22 protein-coding genes are annotated in these 19167 nt (G+C 71.0%); 9 read left to right on the top strand and 13 right to left on the bottom strand.

Annotated features, from left to right (window positions below; genetic code table 11):
• Positions 1–3: 3 nt before the first annotated feature.
• Positions 4–1683 carry a glucose-6-phosphate isomerase gene (pgi, locus tag AB663_RS16190; protein ID WP_067201598.1) on the bottom strand — a complete coding sequence of 560 codons (1680 nt, stop codon included), beginning with the start codon at positions 1681–1683 and terminating at the stop codon, positions 4–6.
• A gap of 156 nt (positions 1684–1839) precedes the next feature.
• Between pgi and AB663_RS16185 the strand changes: the two genes are divergently transcribed.
• Together AB663_RS16185 and AB663_RS16180 are read left to right on the top strand one after the other, a co-directional pair.
• Complete coding sequence (locus AB663_RS16185; RefSeq protein WP_067201595.1) at positions 1840–3159, top strand: serine/threonine-protein kinase; 1320 nt, start codon at positions 1840–1842, stop codon at positions 3157–3159.
• Positions 3160–3205: 46 nt separating this feature from the next.
• Positions 3206–4207 (top strand): hypothetical protein, encoded by a 1002-nt coding sequence (locus AB663_RS16180; RefSeq protein ID WP_067201593.1) that lies wholly within the window; start codon positions 3206–3208, stop codon positions 4205–4207.
• Position 4208: 1 nt separating this feature from the next.
• On the opposite strand, the gene AB663_RS16175 is transcribed toward AB663_RS16180, so the two are convergent.
• The gene (locus tag AB663_RS16175) at positions 4209–4814 is read right to left on the bottom strand and encodes a flavodoxin family protein (protein WP_067201590.1); all 606 of its coding nucleotides are present in this window, start codon (positions 4812–4814) and stop codon (positions 4209–4211) included.
• A gap of 91 nt (positions 4815–4905) precedes the next feature.
• Between AB663_RS16175 and AB663_RS16170 the strand changes: the two genes are divergently transcribed.
• Entirely contained in the window at positions 4906–5109 is a 204-nt protein-coding gene (locus tag AB663_RS16170) for a hypothetical protein (protein ID WP_067201587.1), read from the top strand.
• 3 nt (positions 5110–5112) lie between these two features.
• On the opposite strand, the gene AB663_RS16165 is transcribed toward AB663_RS16170, so the two are convergent.
• From AB663_RS16165 to AB663_RS16155, 3 genes are read right to left on the bottom strand one after another with little or no spacing between them, the layout of a single operon-like run.
• A complete protein-coding gene (locus AB663_RS16165; RefSeq protein ID WP_067201584.1) occupies positions 5113–5715 on the bottom strand; it encodes a GNAT family N-acetyltransferase in 603 nt (200 codons plus the stop codon).
• 35 nt (positions 5716–5750) lie between these two features.
• Complete coding sequence (locus AB663_RS16160) at positions 5751–6134, bottom strand: ImmA/IrrE family metallo-endopeptidase (protein WP_067201581.1); 384 nt, start codon at positions 6132–6134, stop codon at positions 5751–5753.
• 21 nt (positions 6135–6155) lie between these two features.
• Positions 6156–6548, bottom strand: coding sequence for a helix-turn-helix domain-containing protein (locus AB663_RS16155; RefSeq protein WP_232304577.1), 393 nt, complete (start codon positions 6546–6548; stop codon positions 6156–6158).
• A 92-nt stretch (positions 6549–6640) separates the two neighbouring features.
• Here AB663_RS16155 and AB663_RS16150 point away from each other — a divergent pair, with 92 nt between their 5' ends.
• From AB663_RS16150 to AB663_RS16140, 3 genes are read left to right on the top strand one after another with little or no spacing between them, the layout of a single operon-like run.
• Positions 6641–6874, top strand: coding sequence for a hypothetical protein (locus AB663_RS16150; RefSeq protein ID WP_067201578.1), 234 nt, complete (start codon positions 6641–6643; stop codon positions 6872–6874).
• 10 nt (positions 6875–6884) lie between these two features.
• Positions 6885–7814, top strand: a complete 930-nt coding sequence (locus AB663_RS16145) for an aldo/keto reductase (protein WP_067201574.1) — start codon at positions 6885–6887, stop codon at positions 7812–7814.
• 31 nt (positions 7815–7845) lie between these two features.
• Positions 7846–8232 carry a PLDc N-terminal domain-containing protein gene (locus AB663_RS16140; protein ID WP_067201571.1) on the top strand — a complete coding sequence of 129 codons (387 nt, stop codon included), beginning with the start codon at positions 7846–7848 and terminating at the stop codon, positions 8230–8232.
• On the opposite strand, the gene AB663_RS16135 is transcribed toward AB663_RS16140, so the two are convergent.
• The 3 genes from AB663_RS16135 to AB663_RS16125 are packed head-to-tail and all read right to left on the bottom strand — an operon-like array spanning position 8229 to position 10458.
• Complete coding sequence (locus AB663_RS16135; RefSeq protein ID WP_067201568.1) at positions 8229–9209, bottom strand: epimerase; 981 nt, start codon at positions 9207–9209, stop codon at positions 8229–8231. The genes AB663_RS16140 and AB663_RS16135 overlap by 4 nt on opposite strands.
• Positions 9206–9835 (bottom strand): DUF4166 domain-containing protein, encoded by a 630-nt coding sequence (locus tag AB663_RS16130; protein WP_067201565.1) that lies wholly within the window; start codon positions 9833–9835, stop codon positions 9206–9208. Before AB663_RS16130 ends, AB663_RS16135 begins: the two co-directional genes overlap by 4 nt.
• Complete coding sequence (locus AB663_RS16125; protein ID WP_067201561.1) at positions 9832–10458, bottom strand: TetR/AcrR family transcriptional regulator; 627 nt, start codon at positions 10456–10458, stop codon at positions 9832–9834. The genes AB663_RS16130 and AB663_RS16125 overlap by 4 nt, the downstream gene beginning before the upstream one ends.
• 110 nt (positions 10459–10568) lie before the next feature.
• On the opposite strand from AB663_RS16125, the gene AB663_RS16120 reads away from it, so the two are divergent.
• Together AB663_RS16120 and AB663_RS16115 are read left to right on the top strand one after the other, a co-directional pair.
• Positions 10569–11375 (top strand): sugar phosphate isomerase/epimerase family protein, encoded by an 807-nt coding sequence (locus AB663_RS16120; RefSeq protein WP_067201558.1) that lies wholly within the window; start codon positions 10569–10571, stop codon positions 11373–11375.
• Complete coding sequence (locus AB663_RS16115) at positions 11375–12514, top strand: Gfo/Idh/MocA family protein (protein WP_067201554.1); 1140 nt, start codon at positions 11375–11377, stop codon at positions 12512–12514. The genes AB663_RS16120 and AB663_RS16115 overlap by 1 nt, the downstream gene beginning before the upstream one ends.
• Before the next feature lie 31 nt (positions 12515–12545).
• Here AB663_RS16115 and AB663_RS16110 read toward each other — a convergent pair whose 3' ends face one another.
• From AB663_RS16110 to AB663_RS17455, 5 genes are read right to left on the bottom strand one after another with little or no spacing between them, the layout of a single operon-like run.
• The gene (locus tag AB663_RS16110) at positions 12546–13463 is read right to left on the bottom strand and encodes an NYN domain-containing protein (RefSeq protein ID WP_067201551.1); all 918 of its coding nucleotides are present in this window, start codon (positions 13461–13463) and stop codon (positions 12546–12548) included.
• Positions 13456–14451, bottom strand: coding sequence for a Gfo/Idh/MocA family protein (locus AB663_RS16105; RefSeq protein ID WP_067201548.1), 996 nt, complete (start codon positions 14449–14451; stop codon positions 13456–13458). The genes AB663_RS16110 and AB663_RS16105 overlap by 8 nt, the downstream gene beginning before the upstream one ends.
• 22 nt (positions 14452–14473) lie before the next feature.
• Positions 14474–15529 carry an LLM class flavin-dependent oxidoreductase gene (locus tag AB663_RS16100; protein WP_067201544.1) on the bottom strand — a complete coding sequence of 352 codons (1056 nt, stop codon included), beginning with the start codon at positions 15527–15529 and terminating at the stop codon, positions 14474–14476.
• Between the two features lie 13 nt (positions 15530–15542).
• Entirely contained in the window at positions 15543–16835 is a 1293-nt protein-coding gene (locus tag AB663_RS16095; RefSeq protein WP_067201541.1) for an O-acetylhomoserine aminocarboxypropyltransferase/cysteine synthase family protein, read from the bottom strand.
• Positions 16832–17524 (bottom strand): alpha/beta hydrolase, encoded by a 693-nt coding sequence (locus tag AB663_RS17455; protein WP_067201537.1) that lies wholly within the window; start codon positions 17522–17524, stop codon positions 16832–16834. Before AB663_RS17455 ends, AB663_RS16095 begins: the two co-directional genes overlap by 4 nt.
• A gap of 117 nt (positions 17525–17641) precedes the next feature.
• Between AB663_RS17455 and AB663_RS16085 the strand changes: the two genes are divergently transcribed.
• Positions 17642–19165, top strand: coding sequence for an ABC transporter substrate-binding protein (locus tag AB663_RS16085; protein ID WP_067201534.1), 1524 nt, complete (start codon positions 17642–17644; stop codon positions 19163–19165).
• The last annotated feature ends 2 nt before the right edge of the window (positions 19166–19167 follow it).

Raw genomic sequence — 19167 nt, 5'->3', positions numbered from 1 at the left:
CCGCTACTTGCGGTTGGCGTGGTAGAAGGCCAGGAGCGCCTTGGTGGACGCGTCCTGTTCGTCGATCGCGGCCTCGTCTCCTCCGATCGCCGGGGCGATCTGCAGCGCCAGCTGCTTTCCGAGCTCGACGCCCCACTGATCGAAGGAGTTGATGCCCCAGATCGTGCCCTGCGTGAAGGTGATGTGCTCGTACAGCGCGATGAGCTGGCCGAGCACCTGCGGGGTGAGAGCCGGCGCGAAGATCGACGTGGTCGGACGGTTGCCCGAGAACGTGCGCGCGGCGACGAGGGCGCCGGTGGTTCCCTCGGCCTCGACCTCCTCCGCGGTCTTGCCGAAGGCCAGCGCCTTCGTCTGCGCGAGGAAGTTCGCCAGGAACAGGGCGTGCACGTCCTGATCGCCGTCGGTCAGCGGGTAGGCCGGATTCACGAACGCGATGAAGTCGGCCGGGATGACGCGGGTGCCCTGGTGGATGAGCTGGTAGAACGCGTGCTGGCCGTTCGTGCCGGGCTCACCCCAGAAGACCTCGCCCGTGTCGGTCGTCACGGGGCTGCCGTCCCAGCGCACCGACTTGCCGTTCGACTCCATCGTCAGCTGCTGGAGGTAGGCGGGGAAGCGGCTCAGCTGCTGTGCGTAGGGGAGCACCGCGTGCGACTGGGCATCGAAGAAGTTGACGTACCAGACGTTCAGCAGGCCCATCAGGACGGGGACGTTGCGCTCCAGCGGCGTGGTGCGCACGTGCTCGTCGACGGCGTGGAATCCGGCGAGAAGGTCGCGGAACGTGGCGGGCCCCAGCGCGATCGCGAGCGACAGCCCGATCGCCGAGTCGACCGAGTAGCGGCCGCCCACCCAGTCCCAGAAGCCGAAGGCGTTCTCCGGATCGATGCCGAAGGCCGCGACCTTGTCGAGAGCCGTCGAGACCGCGACGAAGTGGTGGGCGACGGCATCGGTGCGGGACGCCTCGTCACCCGAGATCGCGCCCGCGGCCTCCAGCCCGGCCCACAGCCAGTCGCGCGCCAGCCGCGCGTTCGTGAGGGTCTCGAGCGTCGTGAAGGTCTTGGACGCGACGATGAACAGCGTCGTCTCGGGGTCGAGGTCGGCCGTCTTCTGGGCGAGGTCGGTCGGGTCGATGTTCGACACGAAGCGCGCGTGGATGCCGGCATCCGCATAGGGCTTCAGCGCCTCGTAGACCATGACCGGGCCGAGGTCGGAACCGCCGATGCCGATGTTGACGACGTGTGTGACCTTCTTGCCCGTGACGCCGAGCCAGTCGCCCGACCGCACACGATCGGCGAACGCCGAGAGGCGGTCGAGCACCTCGTGCACGTCGGCATCCACGTCCTGTCCGTCGACGACGAGCGCGGGGGATGCCCCGGCAGGGCGGCGCAGCGCGGTGTGCAGGACGGCGCGGTCCTCGGTGGTGTTGAGGTGGGTGCCCGACAGCATCGCCGCGTATCGCTCCGCCACTCCGGTCTCGCCGGCGAGCCTCACGAGCGCCGCGAGCACGTCGTCGGTGACGAGATTCTTCGACAGGTCGACGTGCAGATCGGCCAGAGGGAAGGAGAAGCGCTCTGCGCGGTCGGGGTCGGCGGAGAACCATGCGCGGAGATCGGGGACGAACCCCTCGCGCAGGACGGTGAGCTCGGACCAGGCTGCGGTGCGTGTCGGATCGATGGGAGCGGTCATGGATACACGGTATCGCTCTGCGGCGTGTGCGATCAGCAGAAGTCGAAACAGCGGATGCGCGCGGCGTCAAGCCCCGTGACACTCCGGATGCGGGGCGGATAGCGTCGGCGGCGACGCGCGGGCGTACCCGAGCCGGCGTGCGACGAGGAGGACACCGTGACGACCCCCGAGGCGACCACCACGGCGGCGCTGATCGACGGCCGGTACCGGCTGCTGGACGCCGTCGGCCAGGGCGGCATGGCGACCGTCTACCGCGCGGAGGACGTCCTGCTCGGCCGCACGGTCGCGGTCAAGATGATCCGCCACGTCGACGACGCGACGACGTCGGCGGACCGTGCGCACGTGGAGGAGGCGGCCCTGGCTTCGCTCAACCATCCGGCCCTGGTCACGCTCTTCGACTCGCAGCTGGAACCCGGCAGGGCGCAGTACCTCGTCATGGAGTACGTCGACGGACCCACGCTCAGCTCCTGCCTCGCACGCGGTCCCCTGTCGGAACGCGACGTGGCGCGGCTCGCCTGCGACCTCGCGGAGGCCCTCGACGCCGTGCACACGGCGGGCATCATCCATCGCGACGTGAAGCCGTCGAACGTGCTGATGCGCGCGCCGCGGCGGGAGGGCGCACCGTGGACGGCCAAGCTCGCGGACTTCGGCATCGCGTGTGCGATCGGCGCATCGCGGATCACCTCGCCGGGGGTCGTGCTCGGCACGGTCGCCTATATGGCCCCGGAGCAGCTGCGCGGAGCCGAGCTGACGCCGGCCGTCGACGTGTACGCGCTCGGTCTCATCCTCATCGAAGCGCTCTCGGGCCGGCCGGGCTATGCCTCGGGGAACAGCGTCGAGTCGGCCCTCGCGAGGCTCAGCGTGCCTCCGCTGATGACCGAGTCGATCGCCGGGGAGTGGCGTGAGCTCCTGACTCGCATGACGAGCATCGATCCGGCGGATCGCCCGTCAGCCGCCGAGGTCGCCACGATCGCATCGGCCCTGCTCGAGCGCGCTTCCGGGCCGCCCTCGCCCGTGCAGGCGGTGACGCATCGCGCGCAGGAGACCGGGCTGGCCCCGGCCACCGCTCCCACCCTGAGGCCCCTGCGCTCTCGGGTGCGGAGGGGCCGTGATGTGTGGCGCCGGCGGCGCGCGATCGTCGCGGTGTCGGCGGCCGCAGCTGCAGCCGCCGTGGTCGCCGGTGCGACCCTTGCCGTGCATCCGCAACCGACGGCTCGGGAGGCGGGCGGCTCACCCGTGCGCACGGGCGTCGTCTCTCAAACGGATGGCGCCGTCGATCCGCAGCCGGTCACGGTCGCGGACCAGGGCACGGAGGCGCCGGTCGGGGAGCTCACGACCGGCCCTGGTGCGAATGCCGGATCCGGTACGCCTCCGCACGCGCACGGACCGGGCGGCAAGCCCGGCCAGGGCGGCGGCGGCCAGGCCGGCGGCCAGGGCGACGACAGCCGAGGCGGCGACCAGGGCGGCGACGGCTGACCGCGGGCCTCCGGCGGCTCGCGGCGCGCCGTCTAAGATGTGCGTGATGACCGACGTCACCGCGACCGCGCCGCCTCAGCGTGCCGCGCCCCTGTGGCGTCGACTCCTGCGCAGTCCCGTTCTCTGGGGCCTGCTGCTCCTGGCCACGGCCGTCGCGCTCACGGCTGTGCACCCCGATCTCGGTCTGCTGCCGTTCCTGTGCGTCCTGGTCGGAGGCTGGCTTCTCGGCGTCGCCTTCGTCGCACGGACCTATCGGATGCCGCGCCACGGATCCGCCGTGCACGTCTCCGGCGCCTTGGTGACGGCATCCGTTCTCGTGGTGCTGACGGTGGGCGATGTCCTCGCCGGCGCTCCCGCAGCCGTGCGCCACGGACTTCTCATGCTGCAGCTGGGCGCGATCCCCGCCGCGGCCTGGATCTGGCTGGGGCTGCTCGGCCGCATCACCGGCGCGGTCGGGCGGTCGGCGCGCCGCCGCGTCGTGCCACGCGCCGTACCCCGGTGGGAACCGGTGGAGTCGGGCGAGGGCTCCGTCGTCCGGTTCGCCGGTGTGCCCCTGCGCATGCGGCGCCTGGTCGTGGTCCTGGCAGGCGCGGTCGCGGCCGTCGGTGCCGCCACGGCCGGTACGCTCATCGTCCTCGATGATGCCGTGATGCGCGTCGGTCCGCGGTTGTCGATCGTCGTCCTGGCCGTCGTGCTCGGCCTTCCGGCCTACCTCGTCATCGCGGCGGTGCTCCGCCGTCGCACGGTGCCCTGTACGGTCACGGTCGGCGCGCACGATCTCCGTGTGGCCGTGGGGGAGTCGGTGACCGTCATCCGCCTTGCCGAGATCACCCATCTGCGCTGGCGCACGCGAAGCGAGTACGCGCGGGTGGAGGCACGAGGCGGCGGTGCGGATGTCTCGGTGTTCGCGGGCATGGCGGCGACGGAGCGGGGTGTGGCGGCCGAGCTGCCGCCGCTCTCCCGGCGCGCCGTCCGTTCGCTCGAACATGCGGGTCTGTCGATGACGACGTCTCGACGCGGCGACGTCGTCACGTTCCGGCGCGCGTGAGTCAGGCCGGGTACTCGTGTGCCCTGAGCAGCCGCGCGAGGTGCGCGGCGTTGCGCGCGGCCGTCGCCGTCGCCTGAGCGACCTTCTCCGGCGTCTCGCCGAGGTCCTTGTAGTCGGTGGACTGCATGGCCTCGCCGTTCCAGTACACCGAACCCTGCGCTGGCACCGTGAAGCCGATGTCGTCGAGGGCCTGGAAGAGGATCGCGGCGATGTGGTGGGCGCCGTCCTCGTTGCCCACGATTCCGGCGAGGGCGACCTTGTCGAACATCGTCGGCCGGCCGCGCGCGTCGGTCTCGCCCAACTCGGCGTCGAGCCTCTCCAGCACGCGCTGCGCGACGCTCGAATGCTGGCCGAGCCAGGTCGGGGTCACGAGCACGAGGATGTCGGCGTCGAGCACCTTGCGGCGCAAGGCCGGCCATTCATCGTCGCCGCCCATGTCCGCCTGCACCCCGGGGCTGATCGAGACGTCGACGGCGCGGACGGTCTCGCCGGTCACCCCGTGCTCGGCGAGGGCCGAGAGCAGCTGCGACGCGAGCAGCTCGGAACTCGACGCGGCAGGGGAGGGCTTGAGGGTGCAGGTGATCACAAGTGCTTTCATCGCGTTCATGCCGCAACTCCACCACCGCCGTACGCCGCCGCACAGGGGGTTCCCCGGTCGGGGCTATCCTGGTAGACAGCGCCGAACGACAGGAGATCCCGTGATCCTCAGCTTCCTCTTCTTCTTGGTCCTCTTCCTCGGAGGAATCGGTGTGATGGGCATCGCTCACGAGCTGCCCGACTTCCAGGCGCTCGTGTTCTGCAGCGGTCTGCTGCTCGTGACCCTCTCCCTGGCCTTCGTGATGCGCCAGGCCGGGTCGGCGACGCGCCGCTCGAACAACTGGTCGGGCAACGCCACCGAGTGACCCTCACTCGCGGCGTGCGAGGCGCGCTTCGAGGTTCGCCTTCACCGCGGCCCACTCGGGTTCGATGATCGAGTATTCGACGCTGTCGCGCAGGGCGCCGTTGCGGTAGCGGCTCATCGCCCGCATCACTCCGTCTTGCTTCGCGCCGAGCCGTTCGATCGCCGCTCGCGACTGGAAGTTCACCCACTGCGTCGTGAGGCCGACGCGGAACACGCCGAGGGTCTCGAACGCGTGCTGCAGGAGCAGGAGCTTCGACTCCGCGTTCGTGCCCGTGCCGTGGGCGGATGGGCGGTTCCAGGTGTACCCGATGTGCAGGCGGGGGACATCGGCGGACAGGTCGTAGAACGAGGTGAGTCCGAGAATCCTTCCGGTGCGGTCGACCGCGGTGAACGGGATCATCTGGCCGGCGTCGAGGAGGGCCAGCCTGCGCTCGATCTCCGCGGCCAGGCCGTCGGGTGACGGAATCGACGTGTACCACGCGGTGCGCCAGAGGTCGCCTTCCTGCAGAGCCTCCAAGAGCCCGTCGTGGTGCCCGCGGTCCAGCGGACGCAGTTCGACGAGCCGTCCGGTGAGCGTGACAGGGGCAGGGGGTGTGCGGAAGGCCATGCAGCCATTCAAGCAGGCGGTCCGCAGGGCGGAGGTCACGCCGCTCGGCGCAGGAGCAGCCGCTGGAAGGCCGCGACGAGCTCGACCGTGACGCCGAGCTCGAACGCGAGGCTGGGCGGATGCGGTCCGCGAACGGCCTCGGCCTCGGCGTACGCCTCGGGGGAGATGAGCAGGCGTGCCGCCCATTCGTCTGCACGCTGCTCCTGCCGTTCGCGCTGCAGGGTCCCCCGCGGCGCCGGAACGTGGCCGAGCACCGCGTGCGCGACCTCGTGGGCCAGTACGCTGCGCGTCGCGCGTGCGCTCATGCCCGGCGACACGCGGATCGTGCGCGTGCGCGGATCGAAGCCGCCCCAGGTGGGGCCGGGGTGCTCGACGACGCGCAGACCGTGCTCGTCGATGAGCCGACGGAGCTGGTCCATGCGTCTTCCTCCCTGCGGCTTCTAGTCGTCGTAGAGGTCGTCGGTGTCGTCGCGATGCGAGACCCCGGAGTCGAAGGCGACCTCGGCTTCATTGTGCCGGTGGTCGGGGACATCGGGTCGGCGACGCAGGGGGGTCACCGGGGCCGCCTGCTGCGATCCGCGGGCGCGTTCTTCGGCGCGGTACCGCTCCTCGGCGCGGGCGAGCATCTCGTGCGGTTCCATTCCGAGGGCGACGCAGACGTCGTGGAACGTGGTCAAGGGGATCGCGCGCTTGCCCGTTGTGTAGTTGTCGAGTGCGCTGCGGGCGATGCCGAGCTCCCGGGCCATCGCTGCGATGCTGCTCCCCGCGGCGGAGATCTCGCCCTTCATCTGGCGTCCCACGGCTGCGTTGAACTGCCGGCCCGCTGTCTCCATCTGAGTCACGATAGCACCGCACCGAGGCCAGGATGCCGTCATATCGGGGCGGGCTGGTTGAGTGCCGACATACGGGGCGATAGTGTCGTCGAATGACGACAGAACTGGAGCTCGCGGTGGCCCGGTCCATCGTCTCCGCGCTCTCCACGCGGCAGCGCACGGTGTCATGGCTCGCCGAGGAGGCCGGCATCCCGCTGACGAGGCTGACGGAGCTGCTGGACGGAAAGGGTGGGTTCACCGTCGCAGACCTCGGCGACCTCGCCGCCGCGCTGGACGTCGCGGTGACGGATCTCGTTCCCCGTGACGTGACGGAGGAGGAGCGCTAGCGTTGGGGGCATGAAGACCGTCCCCTTCGGAACCTCCCCCGCGCCCGCCGTCATCGCCGGGATGATGCGCATCGACAGCAAGGACGACGTGCAGATCCGCGAGCTCTACGGCGCCGCGCGCTCCGTCGGCATCGACTTCTTCGATCACGCCGACATCTACGGCGGCAGCATGCACCACTGCGAGTCCCGCTTCGCCGAGGCCCTGTCGCTTAGCCCGTCCGAACGGGACGAGATCGTGCTGCAGACGAAGTGCGGCATCGTCCCGTCGCAGGGCATGTTCGACTTCTCCTACGAGCACATCATGCGCCAGGTCGAGGGCTCGCTGGCCGCGTTGCGCACGGACCGCATCGATGTGCTGCTGCTGCACCGGCCGGATGCTCTCGTCGAACCCGACGAGGTCGCCCGCGCCTTCGACGAGCTCGAGGCGTCGGGCAAGGTGCGCGCGTTCGGCGTCTCCAACCACACCCCGCGTCAGATCGATCTGCTCCGCACCGCGGTGCGGCAGCCGTTCGTGGCGAATCAGCTCCAGCTCTCCCTCACGCACGCGCCCATCATCGCTCAGCCCGTTGCCGCGAACATGGCGGGCGAGGAGCAGAGCGTCGTGCGCGACGGGGGAGGCATCGTCGAGTACTGCCGCATCAACGGCATCACGGTGCAGGCGTGGTCGCCGTTCCAGAGCGGCTTCTTCTCCGGCGTCTTCCTCGGCAACCCGGAGTACGCGGAGCTGAACGCCGTCATCGACAGGCTCGCGGCGGCCCACGGCGTGACGCCGCTCGCCATCGCGACGGCCTGGATCACGCGTCACCCCGCCGGCATGCAGGTGGTGCTCGGCACCACGACGCCGCAGCGGGTCATCGACGCCGCGGCGGGCGCCGACGTCGAGCTCACGCGTGCGGAATGGTACGAGCTGTTCCGGGCAGCCGGTCACCTGCTGCCCTGAGCCCGTCGCGGGCGTCGTCTACTCTGAGATCATGCCGTTCCTGTCGCTCCTCGTCGTCGCGCTGATGATCGGCGCGCTGGTCGACATCATCACGCGAGACGACTCGCAGGTGAAGCACCTGCCGAAGATGGTCTGGATCATCCTGGTCATCCTGCTTCCCCTGATCGGCAGCCTGCTCTGGTTCGCCATCGGGCACGAGTACGGCGATGCCGGCATCCGCCTGCCCCGCATGCGGCGCACCGCACAGGGCGGCCGCTCCGGAGCCGCCGAGACGCGCCCCGCTCCGCAGCGTCCGATCGACACGCGCACCACGGAGCAGCAGATCGCCGACCTCGACCGCGAGATCGAGGAGTGGCGTCTGCGTGCGGAGATCGAGAAGCGCAAACGGGAGCGGGAGGATCCGCAGGGCGAGGCCTAGCTCGTCTCGGCCGCGGAGGGCGCGAGTCCGAACGACGACCTGACCGCCTCCTCGAGGTCGGGATGACGGAACGAGAATCCCGCGCCGAGGAGCTTCTCCGGCAGCACCCAGCGGCTCTTGAGGATCAGCTCCGTCTCGGTGCGGATGCCGATGGCGCCGAGCTCGAGCATCCACCGGGGCATCGGCGGGCCGAAGCGCACACCGAGCGCCTTCCGCACCGTCGCCATGAACTCGGCGTTGTCGGACGGGTGAGGGGACGCCGCGTTGACGGGGCCTTCGAGCGCCGGTGTGACCTCGAGGAACTCGATGATGCGCGCGACGTCTTCCACGTGCACCCAGCTGAACTTCTGGCGGCCGCGGCGTGCTCCCGGGTAGTGGGCCGTCCCGGCCTCGCGGCGCGCCCTGCTCACCGGCCACCATCCGTCGTGCTGGGCGCCGCCGAGTCCGCGCCGAGCCAGTGTGCGCAGAGGGGCGAGCACGCCGCCGTCGCCCAGCACGATCGCGCTGCGCAGCGCGACGCGCCGCGTGTGCGGGAGCGGCGGAGTGAAGAGCGCGCGCTCCCACGCCTTCGCCACCTCGACGGAGAAGCCCGTGCCGAGCTCGCCGTCCGACTCGGTCATCGGGCGATCCTCGGCGTGACGGTAGATGGTCGCCGTCGACGAGTTCACCCACAGCGCCGGCGGCGACGAGGCCCGCTCGATGGCCGTCGCGAGGGCCGCGGTGGTGTCCAGCCGGGAGCGGAAGATCTCGGCGCGGTTCCGCGGCGTGTACCGGCAGTTGACGCTCTTGCCGGCGAGGCCGACGACGAGCTCGGCACCGTCGATCGCCGCGTCGATCGCTGCCTGATCGCTCCACGAGATGTCCGCCCCCGACCGTGACACGGTGACGACCTCGCGGCCGGCCGCGCGCATCCGCGGCACGAGGAACGCGCCCATGAACCCTGTGGAACCGCCGATCACCACGCGCCCCGTGCTCATGCCGCGACCCCCGCATCCTTCTCGATCCGATAGGTGAAGTCGCCCGTGTACTCGTACACGCGCCCGATCAGCGGCGCGTCGATCGTCAGCGACACGTGCTGGCGGCCGCCGCCGTCGTCGACCCGCTCGGTCAGCCGCACGCGGGGGCTGACGATGCGCGGCAGCCGCAGACGGAGTCGCCCGAGTCGCAGCCCGATGGCTCGGCTGCTCAGCGCCAGCGCGCCGCCTCGCACCTCGACGTCGAAGCAGGCGGCAACGACACCCGGCTCGCCCAGTTCGTCGACGATTCGTCCGTGGCCGGCGAGCACGACGGAGTCGCGCATCGTCCACGGACCCCGGGGCAGACGGAACTCGCGTTCGGCGATCGCGCGGGAGGCGATCGTGCGGTTCTCGATCCGGAACGGCACATCGCGCTCCCAGCACGCCGCGACGACGCCGCGGCGTTCGAGCAGGTGCAGTGCGGGCCACAGCCAGCGTCGCGGCGTGCCGACCGTGCGGAACACGCCATGGCCGACCCCGACCGAGCCCTCCGGCACCGCGCGGAAATAGGCGCGGAGGCCCGGATGCAGCTGCTCGACGCGCTCGCCGAGCGCCCTGGCGTAGGGGGACTGCTGGACCGGCGTCACACCTCGAGACTATCGGGCGACAGCAGGCGTTCGAGCAGTTCGAGCGCACCCTGCTGCGGAACGCTGTCGTCGAGCAGCCACTGGATCTGCAAGCCGTCGGATGCCGCGACGACGAGCGCCGCCACCGCAGCGGGGTCGACATCCTCGCGGATGCGGCCCGTGCGCTGCTGCTCGATCACCCGCCGCACGAGATCGTCGCGCACCCGCGTGAAGCGTTCGGTGGCGAAATCGCGTGCATGCGGGTGTCCTTCTTCGAGCGCGGCGGCCACGAGCGAGGAGTACAGCTGCACCAGCCCGGGGACGGCGCGGTTCGCCCGAGCGGAGCGCAGCATGAGCTCGACCGGGGTCAGCTCGTCTGCCGGGTCACCGTCTCCGTGGTCGTCATCCTCCGGTCGTTCCGAGCTCGCGCGGTACACCGCGACGAGGAGCTCTTCGAGCGAGCCGAAGTAGTGCGTGAGCGCGGCGTGGGTGACGCCGACCTCCCGGGCGATCGCCCGCAGGCTCGTGCGGTCCGCGCCCCTGGCCGCGAACACCTCGATGGCCCGATCGAGGATCTCCTGGCGCCGAGCGATGCCCTTCGCATACGCCCCGCGGGAGCGGGAAGGGGAGGGGTCGTCGGCCATGACCTCAGTGTAGCGAAGAAAAACTTCCGGGTGGAGGTATTTGGTGGTAGCGTGCCATCGGCGGGCGATCGAGCCACGCATGCGTCACCGACGACCGAAGGAGCAGACCCGTGACGATCCAGACTTCCCTTCAGCTGTTCACGATCAAGGAGCAGCTGGATGCCGACCTCGACGGTGCGCTCGCGCAGGTGGCGGCTCGCGGCTTCCGCGCCGTCGAGCCGTACGACTTCGTGCACCGTGCCGAGGCGCTCGCCGCCGCGCTCACGGCGTGCGGGCTCACGGCTCCGTCGGGGCACGCGTTCCTCGCCTCCGATTCCTTCGTCAACCCCGACGGCAGCGGGACCACGCTGCCGGTGCCTGCGCCCGCCGAGGTGTTCGCCGCGGCGCGCGTTCTGGGCATGGGGACCGTGATCGACCCGTACACCGAGCCGTCCCGCTGGGAGTCGGTGGCGCAGATCGAGGAGACGGCGCGCCTGCTCAACGCGGCAGCCGAGATCGGCGAGAGCATGGGCATCCGGGTCGGGTACCACAATCACGCGCACGAGCTCGAGGCGACCTTCGACGGCGTCACGGGTCTCGAGGTGCTCGCGGGGCTGCTCGACGAGCGTGTCGTGCTGGAGGTCGACCTGTACTGGGTGGCGCGCGCGGGCGTCGACCCCGTGGCGCTGCTGGAGCGTCTCGGTCGTCGTGTGATCGCCGTGCACGCCAAGGACGGCACCTTCGACCCCGCGCTCGTGAACGCCTACCCGCCGGCGGACCAGGTCCCGGCGGGCGACGGGGAGGTCCCTCTGGTCGAGGCCGCGGCGGCGGCTCCGGCGCTCGAACTCGCGATCGTCGAGTTCGACCACTACGCGGGCGACCTGTTCGACGCGATCGAGCGCAGCCGCGTCTATCTCGACGAGAAGGTGGCGAGCTGATGGCGATCGGCCAGGGACCCGTCGGCGTCGGCCTCATCGGCGCCGGCAACATCAGCGACCAGTATCTGACGAACCTGACCTCCTTCCCCGACGTGCGGGTCGTCGCCATCGGCGACCTGGTGGAGGAGCGGGCTCGAGCACAGGCCGACCGATACGGGGTGCCGCGGGCGGGCGCGGTCGACGCGGTGCTCGACGACCCCGAGATCGACATCGTCGTGAACCTCACCATCCCCGCCGCGCACGTCGAGGTCTCGGAGGCGATCATCGCCGCGGGCAAGCACGTGTGGACCGAGAAGCCCATCGGAGTCGGCCGTGAGGAGGCGCGGAGGCTGCTGGAGAAGGCGGATGCCGCCGGACTGCGCGTCGGCGTCGCCCCCGACACCGTGCTCGGGCCGGGGGTGCAGACCGCGAAGCGCGCGATCGCGCGGGGCGACATCGGCCGACCGCTCTTCGCCCAGACGACCTTCCAGTGGCAGGGGCCGGAGGTCTTCCACCCCAACCCCGCCTTCCTCTATGCCAAGGGAGCAGGGCCGCTGCTGGACATGGGGCCGTACTACGTGTCGGCGCTCGTGCACGTGTTCGGCCCCGTCGCGGCCGTCGCCGCCCTCGGACTGCAGGGCGCGCCGACGCGCCGGGTGCAGGTCGGCGAGCTCGCGGGGCAGGAGTTCCCCGTCGAGATCCCCTCCACCCTCAGCGTGCTCATGGACTTCGAGAACGGCGGGCAGGCGCAGAGCCTGTACAGCACGGACTCGCCGCTGCTCCGCCAGGGTGTGGTCGAGATCACGGGCACCGAGGGCACGATCGTCATCCCCGACCCGAACACCTTCGGCGGCCCCATCACGATCACGCGTCCCCTCACCCGGATGTTCGTGCCGCCGGAGCCGATCGAGCAGGAGGTCGTCGAGGTCGCCCAGGAGGGCATCCTGTCGGGTCGCGGGCTCGGATTGCTGGACATGGCGCGCTCGATCGCCGCCGGGCGTTCGCACGTGGCCACGGGCGAGTTCGGCTACCACGTGCTCGACACCCTGCTCGCCATCGAAGAGGCTGCGGAGTCCCGCACCTTCGTGCCCGTGGAGAGCACGCTCGGCGAGGTCGGCGCGATCGACGCGTCGTTCGACCCGTTCGCCGCGACGCTGTGACGCTGTGACGCTGTGACGGCGGAGCGCCTGGTCAGGCCGCGGGCTCGCGGAGCCTGACCAGGCGCTCGTGCCCTGTCTCCTCGAGCTCGGCGATGTCGTCGCGGGACTTGAGGAAGTCGGAGAACGAGCGGTAGCCGAGAGCCTTCTCGCTGAACGACGGGTCCATGCGTCGCATGTGGGTCTTCACGGCCGAGCTGTGCAGCCACTCGTCCGCGTCCGCCTTGTCGTGCCCCAGGCGCAGCGCCCGCTCCAGCAGCTCCGTCGCCTCCTGCTGCTCGTCGACCTTCTGCGGCTTGGCCTTCGACGCCCGCGTGCCGGGCTTCGCCTTCGCCTTCTGCGTCACGGCATCGGCCTCGCTCGCGGCGGCGGTCGCCTTGGCCGGCCGCACCACGCCGGGCAGGGAGTCGTAGGACTCGAACTCGTCGCACGCCGCCGCGAGCGACTTGGCCGTCGACCCCGACACCCCCACGCCGATGACGTATCGACCGAGGCGCTTGCAGCGCTGCGCCAGCGGGACGTAGTCGCTGTCGCCCGCGACGATCACGACGTGGGTGAGGTCGGGGAGGCGGAACATGTCCTCGACCGCGTCGACGGCCAGCCGGATGTCGGCCCCGTTCTTGGCATAGGCCGCGGCGGGGAACAGCTGCACGAGATCGACGGCGCGCGCGACGAGCTGCGACCGGTACTCGGCGTTCACGGGCGAGGACCAGTCCGCGTAGGCGCGCGTGAGCACGAGGGTTCCGAACGACGCGGCGTAGTCGATGATCGCGCCGACCTCGATCATCGCCGCCTTGAGGCGCTCGGCGACCTCGGGGTCGTTGGGATTCTCGGTGATGCGCTGGCGGTCCTTGCCGTATGAGTTGCGGCCGTGGACGCGGTCATACCAGGAGATGACGATGTTGTCGAAGTCGAGGTAGACCGCGACGCGCGCGTCGGGCGACTCAGCCATGCGTCGCCTCCTCGCGGGGGTATCGGACGCCGATCTGGGAGCGGATCTCGTCGAGCGTGCCCATGATGGCGACGCTCTCCGCGGCCGGCAGCAGATCGGAGTCGAGCGTCCCGTCGGTCACGTAGCGCTCGGCGGCGATGGCCTGGTACTGCATGCCGCGTCCCGCCACCTCCGACACGTACTCCTCCTGCACCGTGCCGTCCGGCAGGATCACGCGGAACGACGTGGGGGTGTACCAGACCCGGTCGATCTCGATCCGCGCTGCCGTGCCGATGACGGTCGCCGTGTTGGGGCCCGCGGCTCGCGAGGACGACAGGCTCGTCGAGACGGCGCCGCCCTCGTGCGTCATGATCGTCGCCACCTCGGCGTCGGCGCCGGTCTCGACGAGGCGTCCGACGGCGTGCACGCTGGTCGGCGCTCCGAGAACGTCCCAGATGAACGAGACCGGGTAGATGCCCAGGTCGAGAAGGGCGCCGCCGCCGAGTTCGAGGGCGTTGAGGCGATGGGACGGATCGGACGGGAGGAGCTGGGTGTGATCGGCCGACACCGCCCTGATCTCGCCGAGCGTGCCCGCTGCGATGATCTCGCGGATGCGCGCCATGTGGGGAAGGTACCGGGTCCACATGGCCTCCATCACGAGGAGGCCGCGCTCGGCGCCGAGCGCGCGCAGGTCTTCGGCCTCGGCCCGGTTGAGCGTGAAGGCCTTCTCGACGAGCACGTGCTTGCCTGCCTCGAGCGCCAGGCGGGCGTTGGCGTGGTGCATGGGGTGCGGTGTGGAGACGTAGACGATGTCGACCTCGGGGTCTGCGACGAGGTCGTCGTATGTCGCGTGGGCCCGCGGGATGTCGAAGCGTGCGGCGAACGAGTCGGCCGACTCCTGCGACCGTGAGCCGACGGCCACGAGGTCGAGGCCCGCCGTGCGGAGGTCGGATGCGAAGGCGCCGGCGATGCCGCCGGTCGCGAGGATTCCCCAACGAAGTCCAGTCATGGTCTCAGCGTAGACGCTGCGATCAGACGCGGACCTCCAGCGCGCGCTGGGGGACCAAGGGGAACACCTGCTCGGCGATCCGGTCGAGCTCCTCGTCGAGCGGTGACGCCTGGATGAGCAGCAGCGTGATTCCGGCATCCGCATATGCGTGGATCCGCTCCGCGACCTGTTCGGGCGTGCCGACGAGGTCGGGGCGCAGACCGCGCGTTCCCACCGAGTACTCGCGGCGGGTGAGCTCCAGCGACAGCCGGGAGTTGCGCTGGAACTCCTCGAAGGAGGCGTAGCCGGGCGAGGACGGGTCGACAGTGGTGATGCGGTCGAGCTCACGCCGCGCCTCGGCTTCGGTGTCGCGCACGATGACGTACGCGGGCATGCCGAACTCGGCGATCGGGCGCCCGTGCAGCCGCTCCGACCGTGCGTTCATGTCGCGCACGTTCGACCGCACCTCGTCGAGCGTGCCGCCGTGCATGACGTAGGCGTCGGCGAAGCTCGCGATCGACTCCCTGCCCGCCTCGCTCTCGCCACCGGCGAAGATCACCGGGTGCCGCGACGGCTTCGGCTCGACGATCGTGCCCTCGAGCTCGTAGTGGGAGCCCTGGAAGGCGAACGGGGTGCGCTCCCACAGACCGTTCAGCACCGAGACGAACTCGTGGGCCTGCACGTAGCGCTCGTCGTGCGTGGTGAACCGTCCGCCGAACTGGCGCGCCTCTTCGGCCCACCACGCGGCGACGACGTTCAGCGCGACGCGCCCAGGGGCGATGCTGTCGAGCGTGCCCACCGTCTTCGCCAGCACCGCCGGCAGGTGGAATCCGCGCCGCACCGCCGTCATCACCCGCAGGTGCTCGGTGACGGCGAGGATCGCCGCGGACAGGGACCAGGCCTCCAGGCTCGGGGCGTCTGTGCCCTTGCGGTCGTTCAGGTACAGTTCGGGCACCAGCGTGGTGTGGAATCCGAGCCGGTCGGCCTTCACCGAGACCTCGCGGATGTACTCCCAGGTGGCGGCCATGCGCCCCTCATCGGTGACGTTGCGGAGGAACCCTCCGTAGACCGGCGTCCAGTAGCCGAGATCGATTGCCATGGTTCTCCCGTGTTCAGACGAGTGCGAGCGCCTCGTCGAGGTCGGCGATGAGGTCGGCCGGGTCTTCGAGGCCCGCCGACAGACGGATAGTCGAGCGAGAGATGCCCGCAGCGGCTCGCTGCTGCGGTGAGAGGTGGGAATGGGTCATCGAGGCGGGATGCGCGACGAGGCTGCGGGCGTCCCCGATGTTCGCGACCAGGCGGATCACCCTGAGGCCGTCGACCACCCTGGCGACCCGCTCCTGCGTCTGCCCGTCATCGGGGATCGCCAGATCGAACGAGAACACCGAAGGGCCGCCGCGGGGCAGGTAGCGCTCGGCCAGAGCGTGCCACCGGTTGTCGGCGAGACCGGGGTGGTGCACCGCCGAGACGAGCGGATGGCCCTGCAGGTGCTGCGCGAGCGCGAGCGCGGTCGCGCTCTGCCGGGAGACGCGCAGGTCGAGGGTCTCGATGCCCTGCAGGATCTGCCATGCGTTGAACGGCGACAGCGACGGGCCGAGGTCGTGCACGTACTTCGACTTCACGAGGGCGGCGAAAGCCTGGCCGGCGCCGAACCTGTCCCACAGCGCGAAGTCGCCCACGCGCGCGTACGGCTCCGTGAACTGCGGCCAGCCGCCGGGCTCGGCGCTCGCGTCGAACGTGCCCTGATCGACCACCACGCCGCCGAGCGACGTGCCGTGGCCGCTGAGGAACTTGGTGGCCGAGTGCACGACGAAGTCCGCTCCGTGCTCGCCGGGGCGGATGAGGTGCGGCGTGCCCACCGTGTTGTCGATGACGAGCGGTACGCCCGCGTCGTGGGCGATGTCGGCGACGGCGCGGATGTCGAGCACCTGGGCGATGGGGTTGGCGATCGACTCCGCGAACAGCGCGCGGGTCTCCGGCCGGATCGCGGCGCGCCACGCATCGAGATCGTCCTGATCGACGAAGGTCACGGGGATGCCGAAGTCGTCGAAGGTCTCCTGCAGCAGGTCGACGGTGCCGCCGTAGAGGCGGTCCGCGGCGACGATGTGGCCGCCGCGCCCCGCCAGCGCGAGCAGGGTCACGGCCACGGCGGCCTGGCCGGAGGCGACGGCCGCGGCGGATGCTCCGCCCTCGAGCGCGGCGACGCGCTCCTCGAGGACCTGCTGGGTCGGGCCGGCGTTGCGGCTGTACAGGTTGCCGGTCGCGCGCAGCGCGAACAGGTCGGCGGCCTCGGCAAGCGAGCCGAACTCGTACGCGGCGGTCTGATGGATCGGTGCGACGGCACTGTTCTGGGCGACGCCGGCGACGTACCCGGCCTGCACCTGGCGCGTCGCGAACCCGGTCATGCGCGGCCCGCCTCGACGGGAGCGAGCGTGCGCACGACGGGCGCGTGCACGTCTCCGCCGCGCAGGCGCTCCAGCCACAGCACGACGCGCGCCGCCACACTGCGGTGGGACTGGTCGTTGAGGGCGTCATGGAGGCCGCCGACGGTCTCGACGAACTCGAGATCGGGAACCGCGCGCAGGGCCGCCGCCGCGGCGTCGACGGCCGACACCGGGTCGGCACCGCCGTGGACGGCGAGCACGGGCACGGCGATCGCTGCGAGATCGGCGGCGGGAGGCAGCGGCTCGGCCGGGACGACCGCCGTGCGGGAATCCGCGTCGGCGAGCACTCCGAGGTGCAGCGGGCACGCGGTGCGCTCCTCGTCGGCGGGCTGCGCGCCCTCGGCGTCGACGAGCGCGCCCGCGACGATGCCGCCCTCGGCCACCGCGCCGCGCGCGAGCAGCCGCAGTACCGACGCGGCGCCCGAGTCGGAGCCCACGAGCACCCGCGGCGCGTCGTCCGCTCGCTCGAGCCACACGGCGGCGGCCTCGGCATCCGACTCGAAGACGCCGACGGCGTATCCGTCGGCGCTGAGCCGGCGGCCGAACCGCTCGTACACCGCGGCGCGCTCGCCGCCCCCGCCGATGACGGCCAGCGTGCCGCGCACGCGACCGGCGGGTGTCCAGACGACAGGGGAGGGGGGCGTGGTCATGCGTCCATCTTGTTGTCGTGCCCCCGCACCCACGGGCATGTGTCGAACTGTTGCACCCCATGTCGCTCCGCTTCGCGCCGATTGTGCGTGCCGTGCGCACCTCCTAGCTTCGCTTGCATGTCGCCCCGATCCCGCCTCTCCCTGCTCGCCGCCTCCGCGGCCGCCGCCGCCCTCGCCCTCGCCGGATGCGCCGGCTCCTCTCCCGCGCCCACCGGCGCCGCATCCTCCACCTCCCTCACCTGGGGGTGGGCGCTCCCCACCAGCTGGGACCCGGTCACGTCCACGGCCGGATGGGACACGCACGCTCTCGCCCTCGTCTACGACGGACTCACCCAGCTCGACCCCGACGGCGAGGTCGTGCCGGGACTCGCGGAGAGCTGGGACTACTCCGACGACGGCACGGCGGTCACCTTCCACCTGCGCGAGGACGCCGTCTTCAGCGACGGGACGCCGGTGACCGCGGATGCCGTCAAGCAGAACCTCGAACGGGGCAGAGACCAGGAGAACTCCACGCTCGCCGGTCAGCTGCGCATCGTGGTCGGCGTCGACGTCGACGACGAGCACACCGTGACGGTGCATCTCGACCAGGCCGACTACCAGGTGCCGTACCTCTTCGCGGGCAAGACGGGCTTCATCGTCAACCCTGCCGCGTTCGACGACGTCGCCTCGCTCGCCACCCAGCCGGAGGGTTCCGGGCCCTTCACCCTCACCGAGTACGTCCCCAACGCCCGAGCAGACCTCGAGAAGAACGAGGACTACTGGAACGCGGACCACATCTTCATCGACGACTTCTCGATCGTGCCAGTGACGGACCCCGCCACGGTCGTCGCCGGCGTCGGCTCCGGACAGTGGGATGTGGCCATCGTCCCGCCCTCTCAGGTGTCGCAGGCCGAGTCGGCTGGTCTCGAGGTCGAGACCATCAAGGCGCTCACCGTGCGCGCCCTCGACGTCAACGGCACGGTGGCGCCGTTCGACGACCAGCGCGTGCTGCAGGCGATCAGCCACGCGACCGACCGCCAGGCGCTCGTGGACGCGGCGTACTTCGGGCAGGGCACCCCCAACTGGCAGCCCTTCCCCGAGGGGTACGTCGCGCACAGCCCCGAGCTCGACGACCTCTACCCCTACGACATCGACGCCGCGAAGAAGCTGCTCGCCGACGCCGGTCACCCCGACGGCATCGAGCTCACGCTCTCGCTCACCGAAGACGACACGGCGCTCGCCGAGGTGCTGCAGGCGCAGTGGGCGAAGGCCGGCATCGACGTCACCCTCAATGTGCTCCCCTCCGCCGCCGTCGCCCAGAACTACGTGCAGCGCACCCTGCCGTTCGTGCTCGACAGCTACTCGGGCCGCCAGTCGCCGCTGCAGGGGCTGGAGGTGCTCTACGGAGAGGAGGGGCTGATGAACCTCGGCAGGCAGACCCCGCCCGAGCTCACCGCGGCCATCGACGAGGCGCGGGCCACACCGACGGATGCCGCCGACTACGCCGAGAAGATCCAGAACGCCGTGGAGGTCGGAGTACGGCTGCAGCCCAACACCTTCCTCTTCAGCTGGCCGCGCATCCTCGTCCACCCCGCGCACGTCACCGGCATCCGCCACTGGCTCGACGTGCAGCGCTGGGAAGACGTCAAGGTCGAGGGCTGATC

Source organism: Microbacterium sp. XT11 (assembly GCF_001513675.1).
In the GTDB taxonomy this organism is placed as follows: Bacteria; Actinomycetota; Actinomycetes; order Actinomycetales; family Microbacteriaceae; genus Microbacterium.
Note: the sequence above shows the minus strand (reverse complement) of the source record. Positions and strands in the feature narration are given on the sequence as shown.